The sequence below is a fragment of the Staphylococcus equorum genome (assembly GCF_001747895.1).
In the GTDB taxonomy this organism is placed as follows: domain Bacteria; phylum Bacillota; class Bacilli; order Staphylococcales; family Staphylococcaceae; genus Staphylococcus; species Staphylococcus equorum_A.
This window is the reverse complement of record NZ_LNNB01000014.1, coordinates 1-20,329: the sequence shown is the minus strand read 5'-3', so window position 1 is coordinate 20,329 and position 20,329 is coordinate 1. Positions and strand designations below refer to the sequence as shown.

Genomic DNA, 20,329 nt, shown 5'->3' with positions numbered 1-20,329 from the left:
CTCCTTAATATAGACTTAATGTTGTTCCGATTTGCTGTTGCTTCGCTTCTTTATAAATATAATAAGCACTTGAAATATCTTCGATTGCCATACCCATTGGATTTAATAAAATAATTTCTTCATCATTTTCTCTTCCTGGTTTAGCATCTGTTAATAATTCTCCTAATTCAGCATGTAAGGCTTCCCTACTAAAGCGCCCTTCTAATACAAGTTGATTAATTGTCTTTTTCTCGCGATTTGCTTGTGACCAATCGTCTACCAAGACTTTATCTGCTTGTGTAAAGACTTCTTTTTTAATATCCATAATTGAAATATTGCTAATAAATGTGCCTTTTTGAATCCAGTCATATTCAATGTATGGTTTGTCCGTAACTGTGCAAGTAATGACTACCTCTCCATTTTCAACTGCTTCTTTCGCTGTTGTCGCTTGAACAAAGTGAATATCTGGACGTGCTTCAGCCCATTTTCCAATAAAATTAGCGCTGGCTTTTTCAAATTGATCAAATACGTATACTTGTTTAATATGATCAAATTGCTCTAACATACTTTGCAATTGTCTATCACCAATTAGACCACAGCCGATAATTGTTAATCTTTCAAAGCCTTTTTTCGCTAATTTCTGAGCAGCAATAACTGAAACAGCAGCCGTTCTCATACTACTGATTAAGCTCGCTTCCATCACTGCAATGGGATAGTTTGTTTCGGGATCATTCAAAATAATAACGCCACTTGCGCGTTCAATCTTTCGTTCTGATGGATTATCGTGTTTACTACCAATCCATTTAATACCTGATACTGGATCTTGACCGCCAATATGACTTGGCATGGCAATAATACGATCCGCAATATGCCCTTCTTTACCATTTGCGCGTAAATATGGCTTTAATGGTTGCACAAAATCTTGATTCGCGTGGGCTTTTAATGCCTCTGTTAATGCATTTACATAAACTGTTGAATGATTACCTCCTGCTTGTTCAATATCTGATCTATTTAAATACAACATGTCTTTGTTCATCGTGTTAGTGCTCCTTTTTTATTTTTTACATCATCAAACCATGCATCTGAATAAACTAAATCTAAATAGCGATCGCCTCTATCAGGTAAAATCGTCACAATTGTTTTATCTTTATCGATGGAATGAATGACTTTTTCAATCGCTGATATAATTGATCCTGTCGACCCACCAGCAAAAATACCTTCATAATCAACTAAGCGTTTACATCCAAGTGCTGATTGGTAGTCATCGACATGGACAACTTGGTCTATTTCTTCTTTATTTAAAATTTCAGGCACTCTACTCGCACCAATACCTGGTAATTCTCTATCTGTAGGTGCGTCACCAAAAATAACTGACCCTTTCGCATCCACCGCAATAATATGTGCATTCGGGTGACGTTCTTTTATCTTTCTACTCATGCCCATAATGCTACCTGTCGTACTCACTGGCGCTATAAAATAATCAATTGGGTTTTCTATTTGCTCTACGATTTCTGCACCAGCACCATGATAATGTGCTTGCCAATTTAATTCATTTGCGTATTGATTGATCCAATATGCGTTGTCAGTTGAATCGAGTAATTCACGAACACGTTGAATGCGCGTCATTAAATATCCACCATTTTCATCCGCTTCGTTTACCATATCTATATTTGCACCATAACTTTTAATAATTTTTAAATTTGTTTCTGAAATTTTCGGGTCTACCACACATGTTAATGTTAATCCTCTTATCTTAGCGATCATTGCTAGAGCAATACCTAAATTTCCTGAAGTACTCTCAATTAAATGTGTACCTTTAGTAATTGTTCCTTTGTCAAAACCATCTTCAATGATGTATTGAGCTGGTCTATCTTTCATACTGCCGCCTGGATTCATATATTCTAATTTTGCGAAAACATTATGTTCCGGAAACAGTTGCTTGAGCTGTATCATAGGCGTTCCACCTATACATGAAAGTAAAGAATCATGACAATGCTTAGGTTCTTGTCTCACTTAAATTCCTCCTAAAAAATATGGATTATCGATAACACTACGATAATGATAACGATTATCATTATCATTATCAGTAAACTGTATTCTAGGTATCCTTATTTAAAATGTCAAATCTTTATTTAATTTTTAAAAAAATTTAAAATTTTTGTTGACATATCGTTTACTTTATAAGATATTAGGATTGATAATGATTATCAATCCAAGTTGGAGGTTTTAGAGAAATGAAGCATTTAACAAAAGTATTCATTACTGTTTTAGTAGCCGTTATGGTGTTAGCAGCTTGTGGAAATGGGGAGTCCGAAAAGTCATCGGAGTCAAAGGAAGATAGTAAAACAACGAAGATTAAACATGCTATGGGGACCACTGAAATTAAAGGGAAACCAAAACGTGTCGTAACATTATATCAAGGCGCGACTGATGTATCTGTCGCATTAGGCGTCAAACCCGTCGGTGCTGTAGAATCTTGGACGCAACAACCTAAATATGATTACATAAAAGACGACCTAAAAGATACAAAAATAGTAGGTCAAGAACCTTCACCAAACTTAGAAGAAATATCTAAGTTAAAACCAGATTTAATCATCGGTTCTAAAGTCAGAAATGAAAAACAATATGAACAACTTTCTAAAATCGCACCAACCATTACGCACGATACAGTGTATAAATTTCAAGATACAACGAAAATGATGGGCAAAGCACTCGGTAAAGAAGAAAAAGCTGATGAGTTATTAAAGAATTATGAAGATAAAGTTGCACAATTTAAAAAAGATGCAAAAGCTAAGTATGGAGATCAATGGCCAATGTCAGCTTCAGTTATCAACTTCAGACCAGATCATGCACGTATTTATGCAAGTGGTTACGCTGGAGACATCTTACATGACTTAGGATTTAAACGCCCAGAAGGACAACAAAAACAAGTTGATAAAGGTAAAGACATCATTCAATTAACATCTAAAGAAAGCATTCCACTTATGGATGCTGACCATATCTTTATGTTCAAGTCTGATAAAAGTGCTAAGGACGTAGAATTAACTAAGAAAACAGAAAAAGAATGGACATCAAGTAATCAATGGCAAAACTTAAATGCAGTAAAAAATGATAAAGTATCAAGAAATGTGGACGAAATCACATGGAACATGGCTGGTGGTTACACTTCATCACTTAAGCTCATTGACGATTTATACAAAAAATTAGATATTGAAAAACAATCTTAATCAATAAGGAGTTACCTCATGTTACTTAAACCGTGGTATAAATTAATGCTTTCTGGTTTATGCCTTATCGTTGTAACGATTTTAAGTTTAATCATTGGAAACACGCTTGTATCACTTTCACAGTTGATACAAGCGTTGTTCCACTTTAATAGTAATAACGATATACATATTCTACTTGCCGAATCCCGTGCATCCAGAACAATTATTGCTATACTTACTGGCGCTGCATTCTCTGTATCTGGTCTACTTATGCAAGTGTTAACACGTAATCCAATCGCTTCACCTGGCCTGTTTGGTGTCAATTCAGGTGCCGTGTTCTTTGTGATTTGTGGCTTAACATTTTTTAAAGTGCAATCATTTGAAGCACTCATAGCGATTTCATTTATCGGGGCAATCATTGTTACTGTTCTTGTTATTACACTTGGCATGTTTAAGCAAGCGCAATTTTCACCTAAACGTGTGATATTGGCTGGCGCAGCGATTTCAGCATTATTCGGAGCATTTACACAAGGCATTTTAATTATGAACCAAAGCAATTTACAAAGTTTTCTCTTTTGGCTAAGTGGTTCTGTTGCAATGCGTAATGTGTGGGAAGTGGCTTGGGTCATTCCAATTATTATTATATTTCTACTCATTGCCTTTGCGATGTCATCACACATCAACATTTTAATGACGAGTGATGAAATTGCTTCTTCACTTGGTCAAAAAGTTAAATTAACAAAAATGATTATGGTATTAACTATTAGTGCGCTTGCCGGTATTTCTGTCTCACTTGCAGGATCTATTATGTTTATCGGATTAATCGTACCGAATATTAGTAAAAAGTTAATGCCAGCTAGCTATAAATATTTGATACCTTTCACTGCAATGAGTGGTGCTATGTTAATGACATTGTCCGATATTTTAGCCAGAACAATAATCCAACCACTCGAACTTCCTATAGGCGTTATCACAGCAGTCATCGGCTCAATTACACTTATTTATATTATTAGGAAAGGAATTCAACGTATATGAATGAAACACTCCATAAAAAAGATACCAAACGTTTAGTCATTGCCGTTCTCATATTGATTATTTTTTCAATCTTGAGTTTAATGCTGGGGTCTACTTTTATATCGTTAAATAGTATCCTTTCTTATATGATTGATCCTATTTCAAGTCCCGATCAATTCACCATCGAAGTGTTGCGTTTGCCAAGAATTATATTAGCGATTGTAGCTGGTGCAGCACTTGGTGTAAGTGGTTTGATTTTACAAAATGTACTTAAAAATCCTATCGCTTCTCCAGATATTATAGGTGCAACAGGTGGTGCAACATTTGGGGCAGTGGCATTTATTGCGTTTTTAGGAGATATTAGTGTCCATTGGCTACCGGCGTTTTCGCTCACTGGTGCAGCTGTTGTGATGTTCATCTTGATGAGTTTCCAGAAAAAAGGCAATATACAGCCCACTACTCTAGTTATTATTGGTATCGCACTACAAACGTTATTTATGGCACTCGTGAATGGCACGCTTGTCCTTACAAAACAACTTGCTGCGTCTAAAGCGTATACCTGGCTTGTCGGTAGTTTATCTGGTGCCACATTTGAAAACAGTTTGATATTGGGGTTATTTATAGTGTGCACTTTGCCATTGTTGGTTATTGTACTCCCAAGAATGAAAGTATCCGTTATGCATGATAATGTGGCCACGGGTTTAGGCGTAAAGGTTAATCAAACACGCCTCATTCAAATGGTGATCACAACGATACTTGCTGGTGCAGCGATTAGTTTTGTAGGGAACATTGGCTTTGTGGGTTTAATCTCACCGCATATTGCTAAAGCTTTGATTAAAGGGAATTATTTAAAACGGATATTGATGTCAGCCATTTTTGGCGCACTTTCCATTGTCATTGCGGATCTTATAGGCAGAACGGTATTTTTACCAAAAGAAGTACCGGCTGGTGTTTTCATCGCTGCATTCGGTGCCCCATTCTTTATCTATTTATTACTGACTGTGAAAAAATTATAAGTATTGTGTTTAAGATAAAGTCTCCGACTTTATTGGCAGTTTTTTGTGCATGCTTTCCGCGGGCACAACCTCAGCCTGTAGTCTTCGGCTAGTGCTTTTCCCGCAGGAGTCAGCCCAAAGTACTGCCTTTTTCAAATAAAATAATCTAATTTATTTAAATTAAACAGCACTGTAGTTTATAATGCTAATTAAATCAATATACCTTGTAATTTTAGTGAAGTTATCACTTATTCAAAAACCATTTAGAATAAGACGAATGCATGAATATTCAAGGGGGTTTTTAAAATGAGAGAATTAGTAGGAAAATGTTCTGTCTGCCAAAAAGATATTTATTGTTTAAATGGTTTCTTGAATGGTGAATATAAAGACAATCATTTATATTGCTTTGCATGTGCATCAAATATTGAAAAAGAATAAAATTATAAAAAGCAGTCACAAATCATTAAATTTGTGACTGCTTTTAAAATTCATCTATACTTGTCAGATTTTGAAAGGTTTAGCTCCAAAGCATAGTATGATTGAGGATGCATACTATAAAATAGGTGACCAGACACGTTCAAAATCGTGTTTTTAAATAATAGTAGTTTAGGATTCTTGTCGTATTCAAAAATGCTATATTACATTAGTGCGAGACACTTTTAATAAAGTTACTACTTTTGTATGCTTCTGTTAAAAGTTGTCCATCGTTTGATACGTAAAAATATTTTTCATCAAGTGTAGACACCTCCGTCGGGAACAGCCAATACAGCTTACCCTTTTCAAAGGATTTGTCTTGTTTGATACATAAATATCTACATTCTGATATGCTCATTTATTGCTGCCTCATTTCAAGATCGAAGTAGCTCTGTATTATTTAATAATCGTGTTATTAAATACAAAACTAGGTTCTGCACCTAAAACGATAAGGAATATTTGTGAGTAAGCTACAAATTGGAATTTTAATATCATTTCATTCACATATTCGAATTCATTATTTTCTTTTACTTTTTCAACTTCTCGTTCATATAACTCTAAAACAGAATCTCTAATTAAAATAGGTCTGTTGTTTTGAATAACTTCATTATTATTTGAAAACATAAGTAGTCCTAAATATTTATAATGAATACTTAGTTGTCTTGTTAAACTTGCTATATATTCTAATTGCTCATATAAGAGAGGTGATTCTTCTCTCAAAGCTTTTAAATCTAATTTGAATTGTGTTAGTTCATCCATTTCATTAACCATTTTTATCACTTCTCCAATTCCCATGGTTTACTTAAATCAAGAGACTTAAGTAATGTTTTACTTTGTAACCTTCTCGTTTTACGCACTTTTGCTCTTTCTTCACCATACATAAATAATGTTTTTTCGTCTTTAGTCTGAGCTGTAATTTTAGGTACTTTAATTGATTTTTTATTTTCATCTAAGGCTACAAAAGTAAGAAAAGCGATAGCAGCAATTTTTCTTTTTGCTGTAATCATATCTTCCGAAATTACCTTACAAAATATCTCCATAGATTTTTCTCCTGTATAAACTACAGAAGATTCTATACAAACTGAATCTGACTGAGTAATAGGATGTAAAAATTCCACACTATCTGTAGATGCTGTGACACATTCTTTAACTCTTGCATGTCTTCTAGCAGACAAAGTTGCATTATTATCAATTTTTTTCATCAATACGCCACCAAATAGTGTGTTGTAATTATTCAAGTCATTAATTAAAACTTGATCGGTACTGACAATTTTACTATCGCTCGGATATTTATAATTTTCCATGAAAAACTCCCGTTCTATAATGTTTATGTCACAAATTATAGAACGGGAACATATAAATAGAAAATATCCTTTTTTTATAAGGCCATAAATTATGTGAATGACCTCTGCGTTTAATGATGTAATAAGTAATTTTCTTGTATAAATTTAATCCAATTTTTTGTTAAAGAATCGACTATGATATCTTTTCTCCAAATAATGGCGAGTTCCCATTTCATTGAAGGTTCATTAATACTAATAGCTTTCAAATCTTTATCCAATAAATCAAGTATCCCCTCAGGTAATATACAAATGCCCATATTATTTATTAACATTTCTTCTATAAAGCTCCATTGGGTCGTTTCAAAAATAATATTAGGATTAAATCCATAGTTTCTACACGTATTTTTTATTTTATCATTTAAGTAAAAATCAGAATTAAATAAAATAAATTCTTGATGTTCTAAATCTTCAATATCAATCGTATCACTATTAGATAATGGATGATCTTTATGAACTACAAGTTTTAACTTTTCTTCTAAGAAAGTGAATGTACTGAAAATTTTATGATTCGTTGGTAGAACAGTAATCCCCATATCCAAATCACCATAGTATATATCATTTTCAATTTTTTTACTTCCATTTTCAAAAAGTTGAAACGTTACATTAGGATAAGAATCATGGAACTGAGAGATGAGTTTTATTAGTCTTCGAATATTAATAATTGTAGGAATTCCTATTTTTAAATGTCCGCTTTTCAATTCTAAAAGATTACTTAATTCATTAGGGATGTTTTCATACATTTTCAGCATTTCTTTACATTGAAAAAAGAATGCCTCCCCTGCATCAGTTAGGTATATTTGGTTTTTATATCTATTAAATAATGTTACTTCTAATTCTTTTTCTAGTAACCTAATCGTATTACTAATTGTTGGCTGTGTAATGAAAAGTTTAGCTGCTGCTTTCGTCATACTTTTTTGTTTTACGACTTCAACAAAATACTGCATATGTCTAAGTTCCAATAAAATCACACCTTCTTTTTATATTATGAGTGTAGCGTTCTATAGTTCAATTATTTTTATATTTTATAATCCAGAAATTTTTAGCGTTCTTGTTAATATTAATATTAGCATGTATTGGAAATATAACACCAAGGTTTATTTTTATGTCACCTTATTATTTCCAATAAAATAGTTAAATCACTATTTGTCATGAAGATTTAATTCAAAAAAGGCCGTTACCACATTTCGTGATAACGGCTTTTTTGAATATAAAATAAATTGCTGATTAACATGAGTGAAATACCTTAAACACTAGCTACTCAAAATTCAATTTAAAATTAAATTTGATTTGTGTATCATTGAGTCGATAAGCTTCATTTAATTCTGGGCCACAACTATTAGAACCAATGCCACTTTGAGCATAATCAATATAAAAATACGTATAATCTTCGAGCTCTAATTGGTCTTTATGTGCTATATGCGTTAACTGATTTAATGAATAATGTGTTGTATTAAAGCTGAATGTGTCCCCACTTGATACAACAATAGCATTTCGACCATTTGAAGCTTTAACAAATGTACTCTCGTTATGGCTTCCTGATTCTTGAGGTTTGATATGGTTACTTACATTATCTGTCACTGTTGTTTTGAAATAATCTAAATATGTTGCTATACCTTTGTCTTGATAACTACTATAAGGACCATTTCCATAATATTCGACTTGCTCATAATCACTTGGTAATGTCATGGCTAAACCGAACCGTGGAAGAAATGGCGCTAATGTATCTTTCTCTAAATCATAGTTTACGTTAAGCGTACCATCGTTTTGAATTGTCCACGTAATTGTACCCGAAAGTACAGGAGGAACCGCTTCATTAACCAGTGCAATATCAAAAATAAGACTGACGTCACTCTTATTTTCATCGATTCGATAACCATGCACACGCGTAGTAATATCTTTATATCCAGCGTATGCCCAATCTTGCTTAACATTAATATCATTATCTGTTGGTGCACGCCATAGGTTATTTTGTGTTTTTTGATTCATAATAATTATGCCATCATGCGCAACTGTTTTTAAACTCGCGTCTGTTTTATCAAAAATGTATACCCAATCATCAATAGCGACGTGAATTGTACGATCCTCGTCTCTGCATGCTAATGATAATAGTTTCATATTCTGATGCGTCATTGATTGTCGCTGATATACGATTTGATCATATCCTAATTCAAAATGAGCCGAACGTAACTTATCTGCATATTTCAATTTGTAGTGTAACATCACATCACTGAGTTCATTTATATTAATATAGTCACTTAATTCAATCTTTTGTGTTGTATGGGGTGCAAATTGAGCAAAAGGAACTTCAAACGTCTGACGCGTGCCATCTAAAAAAGTAGCAGTTGCTTCAACACTTAAATAATCTTCTATATGCGTGAAATCAAGTTGATTACGTAATGATAGTTTATAGTCATCCCGCTTTATTACTTTTAACGGTCTATGTTCATGTTTAAATTCATAGTATCCTTCGTGAGGCACACGGTCAGGAGAAACAATACCATCCACACAGAAATTACCATCATGTAGACGTTCGCCGAAATCCCCACCATACCTAAATATTGTCTTACCACCTTTCAAACCTGTCTGGATACCGTGGTCACACCATTCCCATACGAACCCTCCAATAAAGCTATCGTATGCCTCAACAAGCTTTTGATAAGCATGAAGATCGCCTGGTGAATTTCCCATGGCATGCGCATATTCACACAAAATAAAGGGTTTATCTAGATTCGGATTCTTCAAATATGTCATTTCAATTTCTTCTGGAGATGGATACATTCTACTAATCATTTCAACGTTAGATAAATCATAGTCTTTTGATTTATCACGATGTAATGTGCCTTCATAATGAAGTGGTCGTGTAGCATCTAATTCTTTCGCACGTACCAAGCCTTCAACCACATTAACGCCAAATCCTGATTCATTACCCATTGACCATGAAACAATTGAACTATAGTTTTTCAAAGGGATTATAGACGCTTCAATACGCTCGATAATTGCAGTTTGATATTTAGGGTCATCCGTAATGATATTAAAGTGCTCAGTGTTCTCTTCACCATATAAACGAACTACACCATGCGTTTCTAAATCCGCTTCACTCATCACATAAAAACCATATTGGTCTGTTAATTCATAAAATAAAGGTGATTTCGGATAATGTGCCGTACGAATTGCGTTAAAATTACCTTGCTTCATAAGCTCTAAATCTCTCATAAATTGATCTTCATTTATCGTATAGCCTGTTTTAGGATCACTATCATGATGATTGGTACCACGTAATTTAATAGATTGTCCATTAATAAAAAATTGATTATCTCTGATTTTAACTTCTCGAATACCAATTTTTTGTGTAATAACTTCTTGAGCAGTAGTAATGACTAACGTATAAAGTACAGGACTTTCTGCTGACCATAATTGTGGTTTGTTAACTGTAAAGCTATACTGTTCAGAAGCTTGAGTACTGCTTACCAATTTGCCATCTGAATCATATAAGTGTAGTTCAGCTTGGTCTAACGCTTGTTTACGTACTAAGTTCACATCTATAGTGGCCTTATTCAAATCATCATTTAAATGTGTTTCAATTTTAAAATCATCTACACGTGATTGCGCTCGTTTTAAAATATAAACATCTCTAAAAATACCTGAATGTCTGAACATATCTTGGTCTTCAAAATATGTGCCATCTGAGTATTTTAATACAAGAACTTGTATCGTATTCTCTCCATCACGCACAAATTTTGAAATATCAAATTCTGAAATAGCATGAGATATCTGACTATAACCTACAAATTGATTATTTACCCATACATAAAATGCGCTATCTACACCTTCAAAATTCAAATGATAATCACTTTGCGTATCATATGAACTTAACTCAAAAGAACGTGTATAACGTCCGCATGGATTGTACTTCGGAACATACGGCGGATCAAATGGAATTGGATATTGTGTGTTAAGGTACTGTATTTGATCGTAGCCATATAAATTCCATACAGACGGTACTGGCAATATATCCTTTTTAATCTGTTGAGGTTGGTTTAAACATGCTTCTAGAGAATTGAAATATTCAAAGTGCCAATCACCATTTAATAATGTCACATTTTTTGTATTATAACGTGTTTCTAAACGGTAGTCAGACTCCCCTCCTTGATAAGGTATATAAAATGCACGTCTTGGCATCAAGTTCACATGCTGAATCTCCATATTTTCATGAAATTGTTCTTCTAACATAAAATGACATCCCCTCTATTTAATATTCTCTCTATGTTCCCTCTGACGTTTATATCGGAGTGTTTTCTCAATATCATTTAAAAAGTCACCTTTTAAATGGAATGCTTTATGATATAAAAATGCTGTTAAACTAACGAAAATCAACGGTGCGACAATAATCATGATACGCAGACCATTAACCGTGACCGCTGATTGTGCCTCATTCGGCGTATAACCTAATACAGATAAGCCGACACCGACAATTAAAGCAGCAACTGCTTGTGATGCTTTAGTTAAAAACGTGTTTGTGGAAGTGATCACACTCTCATTACGTTGCCCAAACTTCACTTCACCGTAATCAATCACATCTGCAAGCGATACTGTTGTTATACCAATCATAAATCCTGAACCAACTCGTAACATACCTGCACCTATAATGACTAAGATCGTACTTTGTGGCGCCACGAAACCTGATATTAAAATAATAACTAAACCAGTTATGATAAGCGTAATAGCTGTATTAAACGCTCTAGTTCTACCAACCCATTTAATAAAACGTGGCAAAAGTAATAAACCAAGCATTTCACACAGAATCATTGCATTAAAAATTGAAAATAAATGTTCCGCATTCACTACATATTTAAAGTAATAAATGATAGAACCATTGAGCGTTTGTAGACATAAATTAAAAGTTAATAAAACACCCATGATGGCGAGTAATTCTTTGTTTTTAAATAAAATACGACCAATATCTTTAAAATTAACTTTAATACCTATTTGTTTTTCCATTTCATGATCTTCAGGTACTTTGAAGACTGTTACACCTATCGTAAAGATAAAAACAACACTACAGATTACGGCAAAGACAAAAATACCTACCGAATCACTACCACTACCAAAGACGTCTCCTAATTTATGTATAAAGAACAAACCAAAAGTACCTACAATAAATGCGGCTAAACTTGCGAAAAATCTAGGAATGACTGAAATCTCTTCACGTTCTCTAGGGTTATGCGTCAAGTTCGGTAACCAAGACCAATACGGAATATCCATCATCGTATATGTCATTCCCCAGGAAATATACATAATCGATATATAAATATACATAGACGTTTGTGATAAATCTAAATTCGTAAACAGCAAGACTGTAACAATAGCATTAGCAAGCGTACCGATAACGAGCCACGTCTTGAACTTACCAAAGTTATTCCGCGTATTATCAACGATCATACCCATAATCGGATCATTAATTGCATCCCAAATACGTGCAACAAAAAGCATAACTCCGACAAATGCAGGAGATAAACCTACAATATCTGTGATATAAAACATTAAGAAGAGTCCAACAATATTAAATATGGCATCCTTCCCTATTGCACCAAAGCCAAATGCTAATTTTTGCTTTCCAGTTAAATATCTATCCATTTTATCCACCTCTAAAACCTCACTTTTTAAAGCGCTTACATATATGTTAATATCATTTTATCAATTTAAAGTGCATGTTATGAATAGCATAATGATGATGTTGTATGGCAAAATGTTGCATTTTGTTATTATAATGTGATTATATAAATCTAAAGAAGTTCAATATGATGAATTGAGAGGTGTGTTATGCAAGTTTTATGGAAGAAATTTAGTAAAAAGTTAATTGATGCTAATTTAGTAGAATGTGGTATTGAAGTTGGTGTACCAAATGTAGGTTATAATTATACAGTTTTCCAAACATCTGTAATACATATCGTGACTCATGGTGAAGGTATTTTTAAATATAATGGGCAGAGTTTCAACTTAAAAAAAGGGGATATGTTTTTACTAGAAAAAGGCATGGAAGTTGAATATAAGCCTTCTTTTTCAAAACCTTGGACTTATTATTGGGTAGGTATTAGTGGCAAACAAATTCTAGATTATTTAGCACGTAGTTATATCGTAGATGACCATGTCATTATAGGTAAAGACACTTCTGAAATTAAAAAAACGATTCATAATATATGTGATCTTTCAAAAACAATTGCGTCTAGCAACTCACATGACATTTTAATCATGCAACATATATACCAATTAGTTTATATGCTTCAAGAACAGTTTCCTAAAAATTTCTCAGTTAACGTCAATATTGTTAACGAAGATATCCAAAGAGCAGTCGAATTTATCAATTCAAACTATCACAAGAATATTAGTGTCGTTGATGTTGCGCAATATGTTAATGTCACTCGCAGTCATTTATTCAAGCTGTTTAAGAAGAATTTAAATTGTTCTCCCAAAGCATACTTAACATATATCCGTATGTATCATGCATCTCAATTACTTATACATACGAATAATATGATATGTGAAGTTTCAAGTAAAGTTGGATATAAAGATCCTTTGTTATTTTCTAAAAATTTTACAAAACACTTTGAAATTAGTGCATCTGAATATCGAAATAATTTTTCGTAGCTTTAAATTTTTAACTTATAACAATACCACTATCTGTAGTTTTAACATGAGAATTCTTTGGTGTTTGTATCATTTTAATCACCCAATAAAAGTCTCCAATACATGACATTGTATGCATGGTAGCAAATGATAAAAAGAACACTTTGGGTAAAAGCCCCATATAAAAAGTTATGATGAAAGTTGAAGTAATAATAACAAATGGTGCTATTGCACTTATAGCAAAAGTTAATGGCGTAAAGCTTCCCCCTGGTATTGCACAATAAATCATTCCGTTAGCCATTCCAAAATTCACCTTATTCAATGGCGAGAACAGTTTGAAAAACAAAGCGTGAATTAATTCATGTACAATAAACGTCCCTATAAATAACCCTATTCCAATAAATATATTAGCTAACATTGAATCGAAAATATCGATAGTATCAGACATCTTCACCATAACAAAAAACAACCCACCAAAAACAATACATAAGGCAATTTGATATTTAGAAAATGCTTTTATTAATGAATCATTACCTATAATATCAATTTTTTTCATAATGATAATCTCCTCTTCATATTATAAAATTCTCACATATAACATACACGATACATGTCATTTTGACAAATATAGTTGTCAAAATGACAAAAGTAATATATATTAACCTTAAGGAGTTGATCAATAATGCGCAATCGACTTAAAGAATTACGTGCACGTGATGGCTATAATCAAACACAACTTGCTAAAAACGCAGGAATTTCTAGACAAACTGTTTCCTTAATAGAACGTAATGATTTTATGCCATCAATTCTGACAGCTGTTAAAATTGCTCGCATATTTAATGAACCCGTTGAAAACATCTTCATAATTGAGGAGGAAGATTTATGAAAGTAGGACGCTTTTTATTGCTTGTTTTAGTAGGAGGAATCATTGGTGGTATTATTGGCCTATCCTTTGGCTTATTTGAAAATAACAGCCATTTTTCAAGCATAAGTTTCGCAAGCCACGAAATTACAATCATTGTTTGTCTCATTGCATCCCTCATTAATATAATCCTTACTCTAGTGTTATATAAAGTTCAACAAAATGCACTCACATTCAAATCAAAAATGAACCATGATATAGAGGGTCAACAAGCTGATGAATTTGAAGAGAAAGCAAATATGATGTTTATGAGAACGAGCTTTATTTATTATGTTCAAATTTTAATTAGTTTAATTTGTATGTTTATTATAGTGATGGTAAATGCTTCTGAGGGAGACATTTTTTATCCTATCATTCCTTACTTAATCACAATTGTTCCTTCTCTGATGATCGGTTTCTTTGTAAGAAAATTTGATAGTCGTTATCCAAAACAAGGTGAAGCTCAATATACGGAGAAAATTCTAGACATCATGGATGAAGGAGAACGTCATATTACGCTCGTCTCTATGTTCAAAATTTATCATATCAATCTTACTTTATTGATTATTGGTGGAATGATATTAGGTTTATTCTCATTAATTACTGGCATCAACCAACTTTTAGGATTGCTCCTTATTATTATTCTTTTTATCTATAATGCATTTGGTTATATGTTAAAAGTACGTAAATTTTATTTATAAATATAGTATGAAGAAAGAGAGTGTATCTATGGAACACCTTTTAAAAGTTCAAAATTTAAATAAGTCTTACACAAAATCTGACTTTCACCTTTCCGATATTTCACTATCAATCAAACCTAGTGAAGTTGTAGGTTTAATTGGAAAAAATGGTTCAGGTAAATCTACATTGATTAATACATTGGTCGGAAATCGCTTTAAAGACAGTGGAAAAATCATTTTTTTCGATGAAACTGTAACAGAAAATGATTCCAATTATAAAGAAAATATCGGTGTTGTATTTGATGATTTACGTGTACCAAACAAACTAACAATCAAAGAAATTGATAAAGTGTTTTCTAATATTTATCAATCATGGAATAGCGAAAAATTCTTTTCAATTATCGATAAATTTGAGTTACCTACTAATAATGCAATTAAATCTTTTTCACGTGGTATGCGTATGAAAGCTGCTTTGACAATATCGTTAGCACACGAAAGTAAACTTCTCATTCTTGATGAAGCTACTGCTGGTATGGATGTCTCAAGTCGTGAAGAAGTTATTGAAATGTTAGAGGATTACATAGAAGAAGGCAATGGGATTTTGATTTCATCTCATATTTCAGAAGATATTGAGCAGCTTGCAACTAAACTTGTATTTATGCGAGATGGCAAAATTATTTTTGAAGAAAACAAACAAACCTTATTGGATAATTATGGCATTATTGAGCAACCTGAAGAAGATTTCAATATTCCAACTGACCTTATCATAGCTTCAAGAGCTCGTAATCACATAAGAACTACTTTAATCAATAATCGTAACCAAGTAACAAATGCGAGACCATTGCAAAATATTGATGACGCAACAAAATTAATTATGAGAGGTGATAAATAATGAAGGGCCTAACACTTAGCAGTTATTACTCATCAAAAAAATCACTCTTCACTTATTTAATTGTAGGTATTGTCGCTAGTATACTATTCACATTTATGAACCCTATCATGACATGTTTTTTACCAATGATTTTTCTTATTTCACCTGTAACGGATAACATTAAACATGAGAAAGATTCAAAATGGATGTATTATGTGTCCACTTTACCTAAAGGTAGAAGTGCATACGTAAACAGTTATTTCAGCTTCTACGGCGTTCTAATTTTAATAGGACTTATCATCGGTATTATACCATTAGCACTCATAACACAAAATTTAAATCTCACGTTAGTATCTATATTAATAGGCATAGGTGGCGCTGGTTCATACGCAATAATGTTCCCTTTAACATTTAAATTTGGACCAGAAAATTCAAATGTTATTTTAATCACAACATCCTTTATAGTAATAGCTTTATTTTTCCTAGTATTCTTTGGATTTATCATGCCAAATATTGCTTCATCTGGATCAATTGAAGATATAGCTAACGTAACAAGTAATTTACTCGTAGTTAGTACCTATGCACTTTTAGGTATTATTTTATTAGTAGTTTCCTACATTTCATCAATAAAAATATTTAATAAACAAGAACTATAGCAAAAAATCCCAGTGACTTAATTACAAAGTCATTGGGATTTTTTATTATTGTGTGATTTATTAATTTACTGATTCAATAAATGTTGTTTTATCGATAGCATTGGCTTGTTGTAATTGTAATTCTAAGTAATTATCGAATGTGTCTTTGTGTTGCGTAACTTCCTCTAGGGCACTGATTAGCGTATCAGGATACGCTACATCGAATAAATGAGTTGGTGCTGTTACTACTTTATTGTGCGCAGTGGCATCATAACCTAAAATTAATAATTTGTAGTCAAAGGCTGCCCTAACTGCATCTAATATTTCATTACCTTTATTAATATCTAAATAGATATCGCATTTTTTATAAAGTGCTTTAAATTCGGTCTTTTTGGCATTTGGATATAATTTAACATTGGCATATTTATTCAAGTTCATTAACACCTTAGACATTTCAGTCATAGCTGCAATATGAAAATCTAAATGTGGATGTGCTTGTACAATTTGTTCTAAATGCGGTATTTGATCAGAATTTGTTAGTGTTAGCACTTGGTTAGAATGATTATTAGACTTCAGGAATTTATATACATATCCAGATTTATATATTCTATTTTTCCATTTATCACTAATGGATGATTTAAGTTGTTCGTAGGCTTCATCGCTCGGCACAATAATACTGAATGATCTACGTTCTTTAGATAATATATTTTCCATATGACGAATAATATCGCTCGTAATATCACCTTGCCAATAAAAATAATCATTGCTAGACTCACTTAAACCGTTCATCACTGCGGCAGGTACTGAAAATGAGTTGATTAAAAATTGTTCAGATTCTAACCCTGCAACTTGAATATAGAAATTAACAAATTGTATTTTCGAATGGAAGAAGTATTCTTTGCCTTGCCAATTCAAAATAACATCATTTGTGATGAAGTTCTCAACCATAAACACTTCACCTTTAGCGTTATAGTAGCGTTTTAATATTCTTTTATGGGTATTAGGATCCAATACTACTTGTGCATAACTGTATCCATATTTATTATAATAATCAATAAACTGCGTATGTCCTTGTTTATTTAACCACTCAATACGTTCTACGATTCTATGTTTATAATTCTTTTTATAAATAATTCTCGCTTTAATATCTCCTGTATCTTTAATTACAGCATCGTTATTATTGCCTTCAATCAACCAAAATTTCGGTGTTTTAACTTGGTTAAAAAATAATGGTTTGACTGGCAAATTTTCATTTTCCGCAAAAAATTCATATGGTGTTTTAACATCTGCAGGAAGAAAGCCATCTGCTTCAATAACGATTGTTTGTCTATTCATACCAGAAAATTTAAATGAATTATAAAGGACTATTGTTTGTTTATCGAAAGCTTCATATAAATTAATCATAAAGCACCTCTTCAATTAAATTATTCCATTGGATTTTTACAGCATCTTGTGTAAATTGTTCAGCAACTTTATAAGATGCCTCATGGAAATCATTTGTATCATTTTCAAAAAATAGAATTATAGCTTCAGCAATTTTTTCTACTATTTCAGACTCTGATTCTACATTTAATTTAATAGGTATGAGATAGCCATTTTCTTTGTCCTCAATAAAAGTCGGATTTCCATAATTAACATCAAATCCAATAAGTCCTAATCCTGAGCCAATCGCTTCCATCAATGTTAATCCAAAACCTTCACTCGTTGATCCTGATAGAAACAATTCATAATCCTTATATACTTGGTTTAAATTTACATGGCCATGCAATGTGATATAACTTTCTGCGTTATTTTCACGAATAAGGTTATGCAATGCCTGCTTTTGAGCACCTTCTCCATATATATCAAATGTTATTTCAGGTCTTTGTTGTTTTGCAATTGCGACTGCTTTAACTAACCAATCTACACGTTTTTCAGCTGCTAATCTTGAAGCAGTAATAATAGAATAAGGCTTTCTGTTTAAAGAAGGTTGTGTTAAATTTTTTAAATTTCCTACAGGAATTGTATATATATTAGGCTTGATATGATTATATTTTTCAAATTGCTCTGTCAGCAGTTTATTTTGGATTTCCGTTGCTGTGATAAAGAAATCAATTTCCTGCGCATTAGTGAATACATATTCATAATGATTATTCCAAAGTATATAATCATCGTTCGTTGTCGAAGCATTATAGTGTTCTGCATGAATCACTACACCTAATTTAGCTTGATGTTTATTTTCTATCATAATTTGACCAACATCTTTTGAGCGATCTAATAAAATCATATCTTCCTGCGACAACTGAAGTTTTTCCATGAAATATGCAATAAAACTTTGCTTCGAATATAGTATTCTATCTTTAAAGACAAACATACTATTATCACCATTTACATATTCGTTGTATGCTGTAGAACCGTCTTCATTGTAAAAGACTCTCATATATAATTTAGCCATATTATCTTCAGGGGCGTAATACTCTGAAAAGACACGTACATAGGAATAATAATCTTTGCGTAGTAACTTCCCTCTTGATACATATTCTACTCTATCAACAATATCGCTATCTTCTTCTTTCAAATGACACACGATATAATTACTGTTTTTATTAAAGAAATATTTTTTGATTTTTCCTTCATCTTCTGTTTTAGTGATGTCGTCATTGAGTGATTGAATAATCTCATCTAATTTAACACTTGAAGGTGCTATTTTTATATCTGTGAAAAATTGGTATAACCATACCACTTCATCATCATTAAACCCTAAATTTTTTGTTAGGGTTTGTATATTTTCAGTTTTTATAAATTCTAAAAACACGAACTTTAATGTTTCTGCTCTTCCTCTTAAAGCTTGAGCTCTGTATAATTGCGCATACTCTACACCACTACTCGCCCATCCAATACCATAGTTCATGTTATATATCGTCATGTATTACACCTCAATAACTAAAGTTAAAATCACAATTTTACTTATCAAACAAACAATTTAACAATGCTAAAAATCATAAAGGTCAATATAATAAACGTACCAAAAAACTTAAGTGTCAGAAATTCTTTTTTTGCTTTTTGTTGATCTTTTTCAGCATCATATTCATTTAATTCTTCTTCAATTTGTTTATTTATTTGATCTAATTCTTCTTTTTCATTTATATTTTCACTCATATATTACACTTCCTATAACTATAGAAATATTTATTAACTTATTATAACAAAATAAGCCAAGGAAAATATCCTCAGCTGTATTTTGTATTGATATTTAAATCAAATGTGATTAATTATCCTCAGTTTCTTTTTTACGACGTCTTCTCAGTAGTGCCAAACCACCTAGTCCAAGAATACCCGCTAACAATCCGTTTTTCGTTGTATCGTCACCTGTATTTGGTAACTCTGAATCTTTGTCTTTATCTTTTTCATTTTGGTTCGCTTCATTCTCAGAATCTGAATCACTTGATGATTCTAATGTGTTTGTAGAATCTGATGAATTGTTTGTTGTTTCTGATGTTCCTGTAGAACCTGATGCATTGTTTGTTGCTTCTGATGTTCCTGTAGAACCTGATGCATTGTTTGTTGCTTCTGATGTTCCTGTAGAACCTGATGCATTGTTTGTTGCTTCTGATGTTCCTGTAGAACC

General features: G+C 32.3%; 22 protein-coding genes. 9 read left to right on the top strand and 13 right to left on the bottom strand.

Annotated elements, in window-relative coordinates; genetic code table 11:
- Positions 1–4: 4 nt before the first annotated feature.
- Together sbnB and sbnA are read right to left on the bottom strand one after the other, a co-directional pair.
- Positions 5–1,015, bottom strand: coding sequence for a 2,3-diaminopropionate biosynthesis protein SbnB (gene sbnB / locus AST02_RS07105; protein WP_069816856.1), 1,011 nt, complete (start codon positions 1,013–1,015; stop codon positions 5–7).
- Positions 1,012–1,992, bottom strand: coding sequence for a 2,3-diaminopropionate biosynthesis protein SbnA (gene sbnA / locus AST02_RS07100; RefSeq protein WP_069816855.1), 981 nt, complete (start codon positions 1,990–1,992; stop codon positions 1,012–1,014). Before sbnA ends, sbnB begins: the two co-directional genes overlap by 4 nt.
- Before the next feature lie 221 nt (positions 1,993–2,213).
- On the opposite strand from sbnA, the gene AST02_RS07095 reads away from it, so the two are divergent.
- From AST02_RS07095 to AST02_RS14540, 4 genes are all read left to right on the top strand, one after another.
- Complete coding sequence (locus AST02_RS07095; protein WP_069816853.1) at positions 2,214–3,206, top strand: ABC transporter substrate-binding protein; 993 nt, start codon at positions 2,214–2,216, stop codon at positions 3,204–3,206.
- Between the two features lie 18 nt (positions 3,207–3,224).
- Complete coding sequence (locus AST02_RS07090) at positions 3,225–4,220, top strand: FecCD family ABC transporter permease (RefSeq protein WP_069816851.1); 996 nt, start codon at positions 3,225–3,227, stop codon at positions 4,218–4,220.
- On the top strand, positions 4,217–5,215 hold the full coding sequence (locus tag AST02_RS07085) for a FecCD family ABC transporter permease (protein ID WP_069816849.1): 999 nt from the start codon (positions 4,217–4,219) through the stop codon (positions 5,213–5,215). Before AST02_RS07090 ends, AST02_RS07085 begins: the two co-directional genes overlap by 4 nt.
- Positions 5,216–5,500: 285 nt before the next feature.
- Positions 5,501–5,632 (top strand): hypothetical protein, encoded by a 132-nt coding sequence (locus AST02_RS14540; protein WP_256092392.1) that lies wholly within the window; start codon positions 5,501–5,503, stop codon positions 5,630–5,632.
- Positions 5,633–5,837: 205 nt separating this feature from the next.
- Here AST02_RS14540 and AST02_RS07080 read toward each other — a convergent pair whose 3' ends face one another.
- The 6 genes from AST02_RS07080 to melB form a co-directional block, all read right to left on the bottom strand.
- Positions 5,838–6,026, bottom strand: a complete 189-nt coding sequence (locus AST02_RS07080) for a hypothetical protein (RefSeq protein ID WP_002511717.1) — start codon at positions 6,024–6,026, stop codon at positions 5,838–5,840.
- Positions 6,027–6,064: 38 nt separating this feature from the next.
- Positions 6,065–6,439, bottom strand: coding sequence for a hypothetical protein (locus AST02_RS07075; RefSeq protein WP_069816847.1), 375 nt, complete (start codon positions 6,437–6,439; stop codon positions 6,065–6,067).
- 5 nt (positions 6,440–6,444) lie between these two features.
- On the bottom strand, positions 6,445–6,972 hold the full coding sequence (locus AST02_RS07070) for an acyl-CoA thioesterase (protein WP_069816845.1): 528 nt from the start codon (positions 6,970–6,972) through the stop codon (positions 6,445–6,447).
- A 110-nt stretch (positions 6,973–7,082) separates the two neighbouring features.
- The gene (cidR, locus tag AST02_RS07065; RefSeq protein ID WP_069816843.1) at positions 7,083–7,970 is read right to left on the bottom strand and encodes a cidABC operon transcriptional activator CidR; all 888 of its coding nucleotides are present in this window, start codon (positions 7,968–7,970) and stop codon (positions 7,083–7,085) included.
- Positions 7,971–8,265: 295 nt separating this feature from the next.
- The gene (locus AST02_RS07060; protein WP_069816841.1) at positions 8,266–11,241 is read right to left on the bottom strand and encodes a glycoside hydrolase family 2 TIM barrel-domain containing protein; all 2,976 of its coding nucleotides are present in this window, start codon (positions 11,239–11,241) and stop codon (positions 8,266–8,268) included.
- A 15-nt stretch (positions 11,242–11,256) separates the two neighbouring features.
- Positions 11,257–12,645: a melibiose:sodium transporter MelB gene (melB, locus tag AST02_RS07055; RefSeq protein WP_069816839.1), complete on the bottom strand. Its 1,389-nt coding sequence runs from the start codon at positions 12,643–12,645 to the stop codon at positions 11,257–11,259.
- A gap of 186 nt (positions 12,646–12,831) precedes the next feature.
- Between melB and AST02_RS07050 the strand changes: the two genes are divergently transcribed.
- On the top strand, positions 12,832–13,656 hold the full coding sequence (locus AST02_RS07050) for an AraC family transcriptional regulator (protein ID WP_069816837.1): 825 nt from the start codon (positions 12,832–12,834) through the stop codon (positions 13,654–13,656).
- Positions 13,657–13,666: 10 nt separating this feature from the next.
- Here AST02_RS07050 and AST02_RS07045 read toward each other — a convergent pair whose 3' ends face one another.
- Positions 13,667–14,191 (bottom strand): DUF3267 domain-containing protein, encoded by a 525-nt coding sequence (locus tag AST02_RS07045; RefSeq protein ID WP_069816835.1) that lies wholly within the window; start codon positions 14,189–14,191, stop codon positions 13,667–13,669.
- Positions 14,192–14,317: 126 nt separating this feature from the next.
- Here AST02_RS07045 and AST02_RS07040 point away from each other — a divergent pair, with 126 nt between their 5' ends.
- The 4 genes from AST02_RS07040 to AST02_RS07025 are packed head-to-tail and all read left to right on the top strand — an operon-like array spanning position 14,318 to position 16,743.
- Positions 14,318–14,521 carry a helix-turn-helix transcriptional regulator gene (locus tag AST02_RS07040; RefSeq protein ID WP_002506324.1) on the top strand — a complete coding sequence of 68 codons (204 nt, stop codon included), beginning with the start codon at positions 14,318–14,320 and terminating at the stop codon, positions 14,519–14,521.
- Entirely contained in the window at positions 14,518–15,237 is a 720-nt protein-coding gene (locus AST02_RS07035; protein WP_069816833.1) for a DUF3169 family protein, read from the top strand. Before AST02_RS07040 ends, AST02_RS07035 begins: the two co-directional genes overlap by 4 nt.
- 28 nt (positions 15,238–15,265) lie before the next feature.
- Positions 15,266–16,108 (top strand): ABC transporter ATP-binding protein, encoded by an 843-nt coding sequence (locus tag AST02_RS07030; protein WP_069816831.1) that lies wholly within the window; start codon positions 15,266–15,268, stop codon positions 16,106–16,108.
- Positions 16,108–16,743 (top strand): ABC-2 transporter permease, encoded by a 636-nt coding sequence (locus AST02_RS07025; protein ID WP_069816829.1) that lies wholly within the window; start codon positions 16,108–16,110, stop codon positions 16,741–16,743. The genes AST02_RS07030 and AST02_RS07025 overlap by 1 nt, the downstream gene beginning before the upstream one ends.
- Before the next feature lie 60 nt (positions 16,744–16,803).
- Here AST02_RS07025 and gtfB read toward each other — a convergent pair whose 3' ends face one another.
- From gtfB to AST02_RS07005, 4 genes are all read right to left on the bottom strand, one after another.
- Positions 16,804–18,126, bottom strand: coding sequence for an accessory Sec system glycosylation chaperone GtfB (gtfB, locus tag AST02_RS07020; RefSeq protein WP_069816827.1), 1,323 nt, complete (start codon positions 18,124–18,126; stop codon positions 16,804–16,806).
- Positions 18,119–19,627: an accessory Sec system glycosyltransferase GtfA gene (gtfA, locus tag AST02_RS07015; RefSeq protein WP_069816825.1), complete on the bottom strand. Its 1,509-nt coding sequence runs from the start codon at positions 19,625–19,627 to the stop codon at positions 18,119–18,121. The genes gtfB and gtfA overlap by 8 nt, the downstream gene beginning before the upstream one ends.
- A gap of 44 nt (positions 19,628–19,671) precedes the next feature.
- Positions 19,672–19,860 (bottom strand): hypothetical protein, encoded by a 189-nt coding sequence (locus AST02_RS07010; RefSeq protein ID WP_069816823.1) that lies wholly within the window; start codon positions 19,858–19,860, stop codon positions 19,672–19,674.
- A gap of 109 nt (positions 19,861–19,969) precedes the next feature.
- A partial coding sequence (locus AST02_RS07005) for an LPXTG cell wall anchor domain-containing protein (RefSeq protein WP_141714590.1) occupies positions 19,970–20,329 on the bottom strand: 360 nt, incomplete at its 5' end.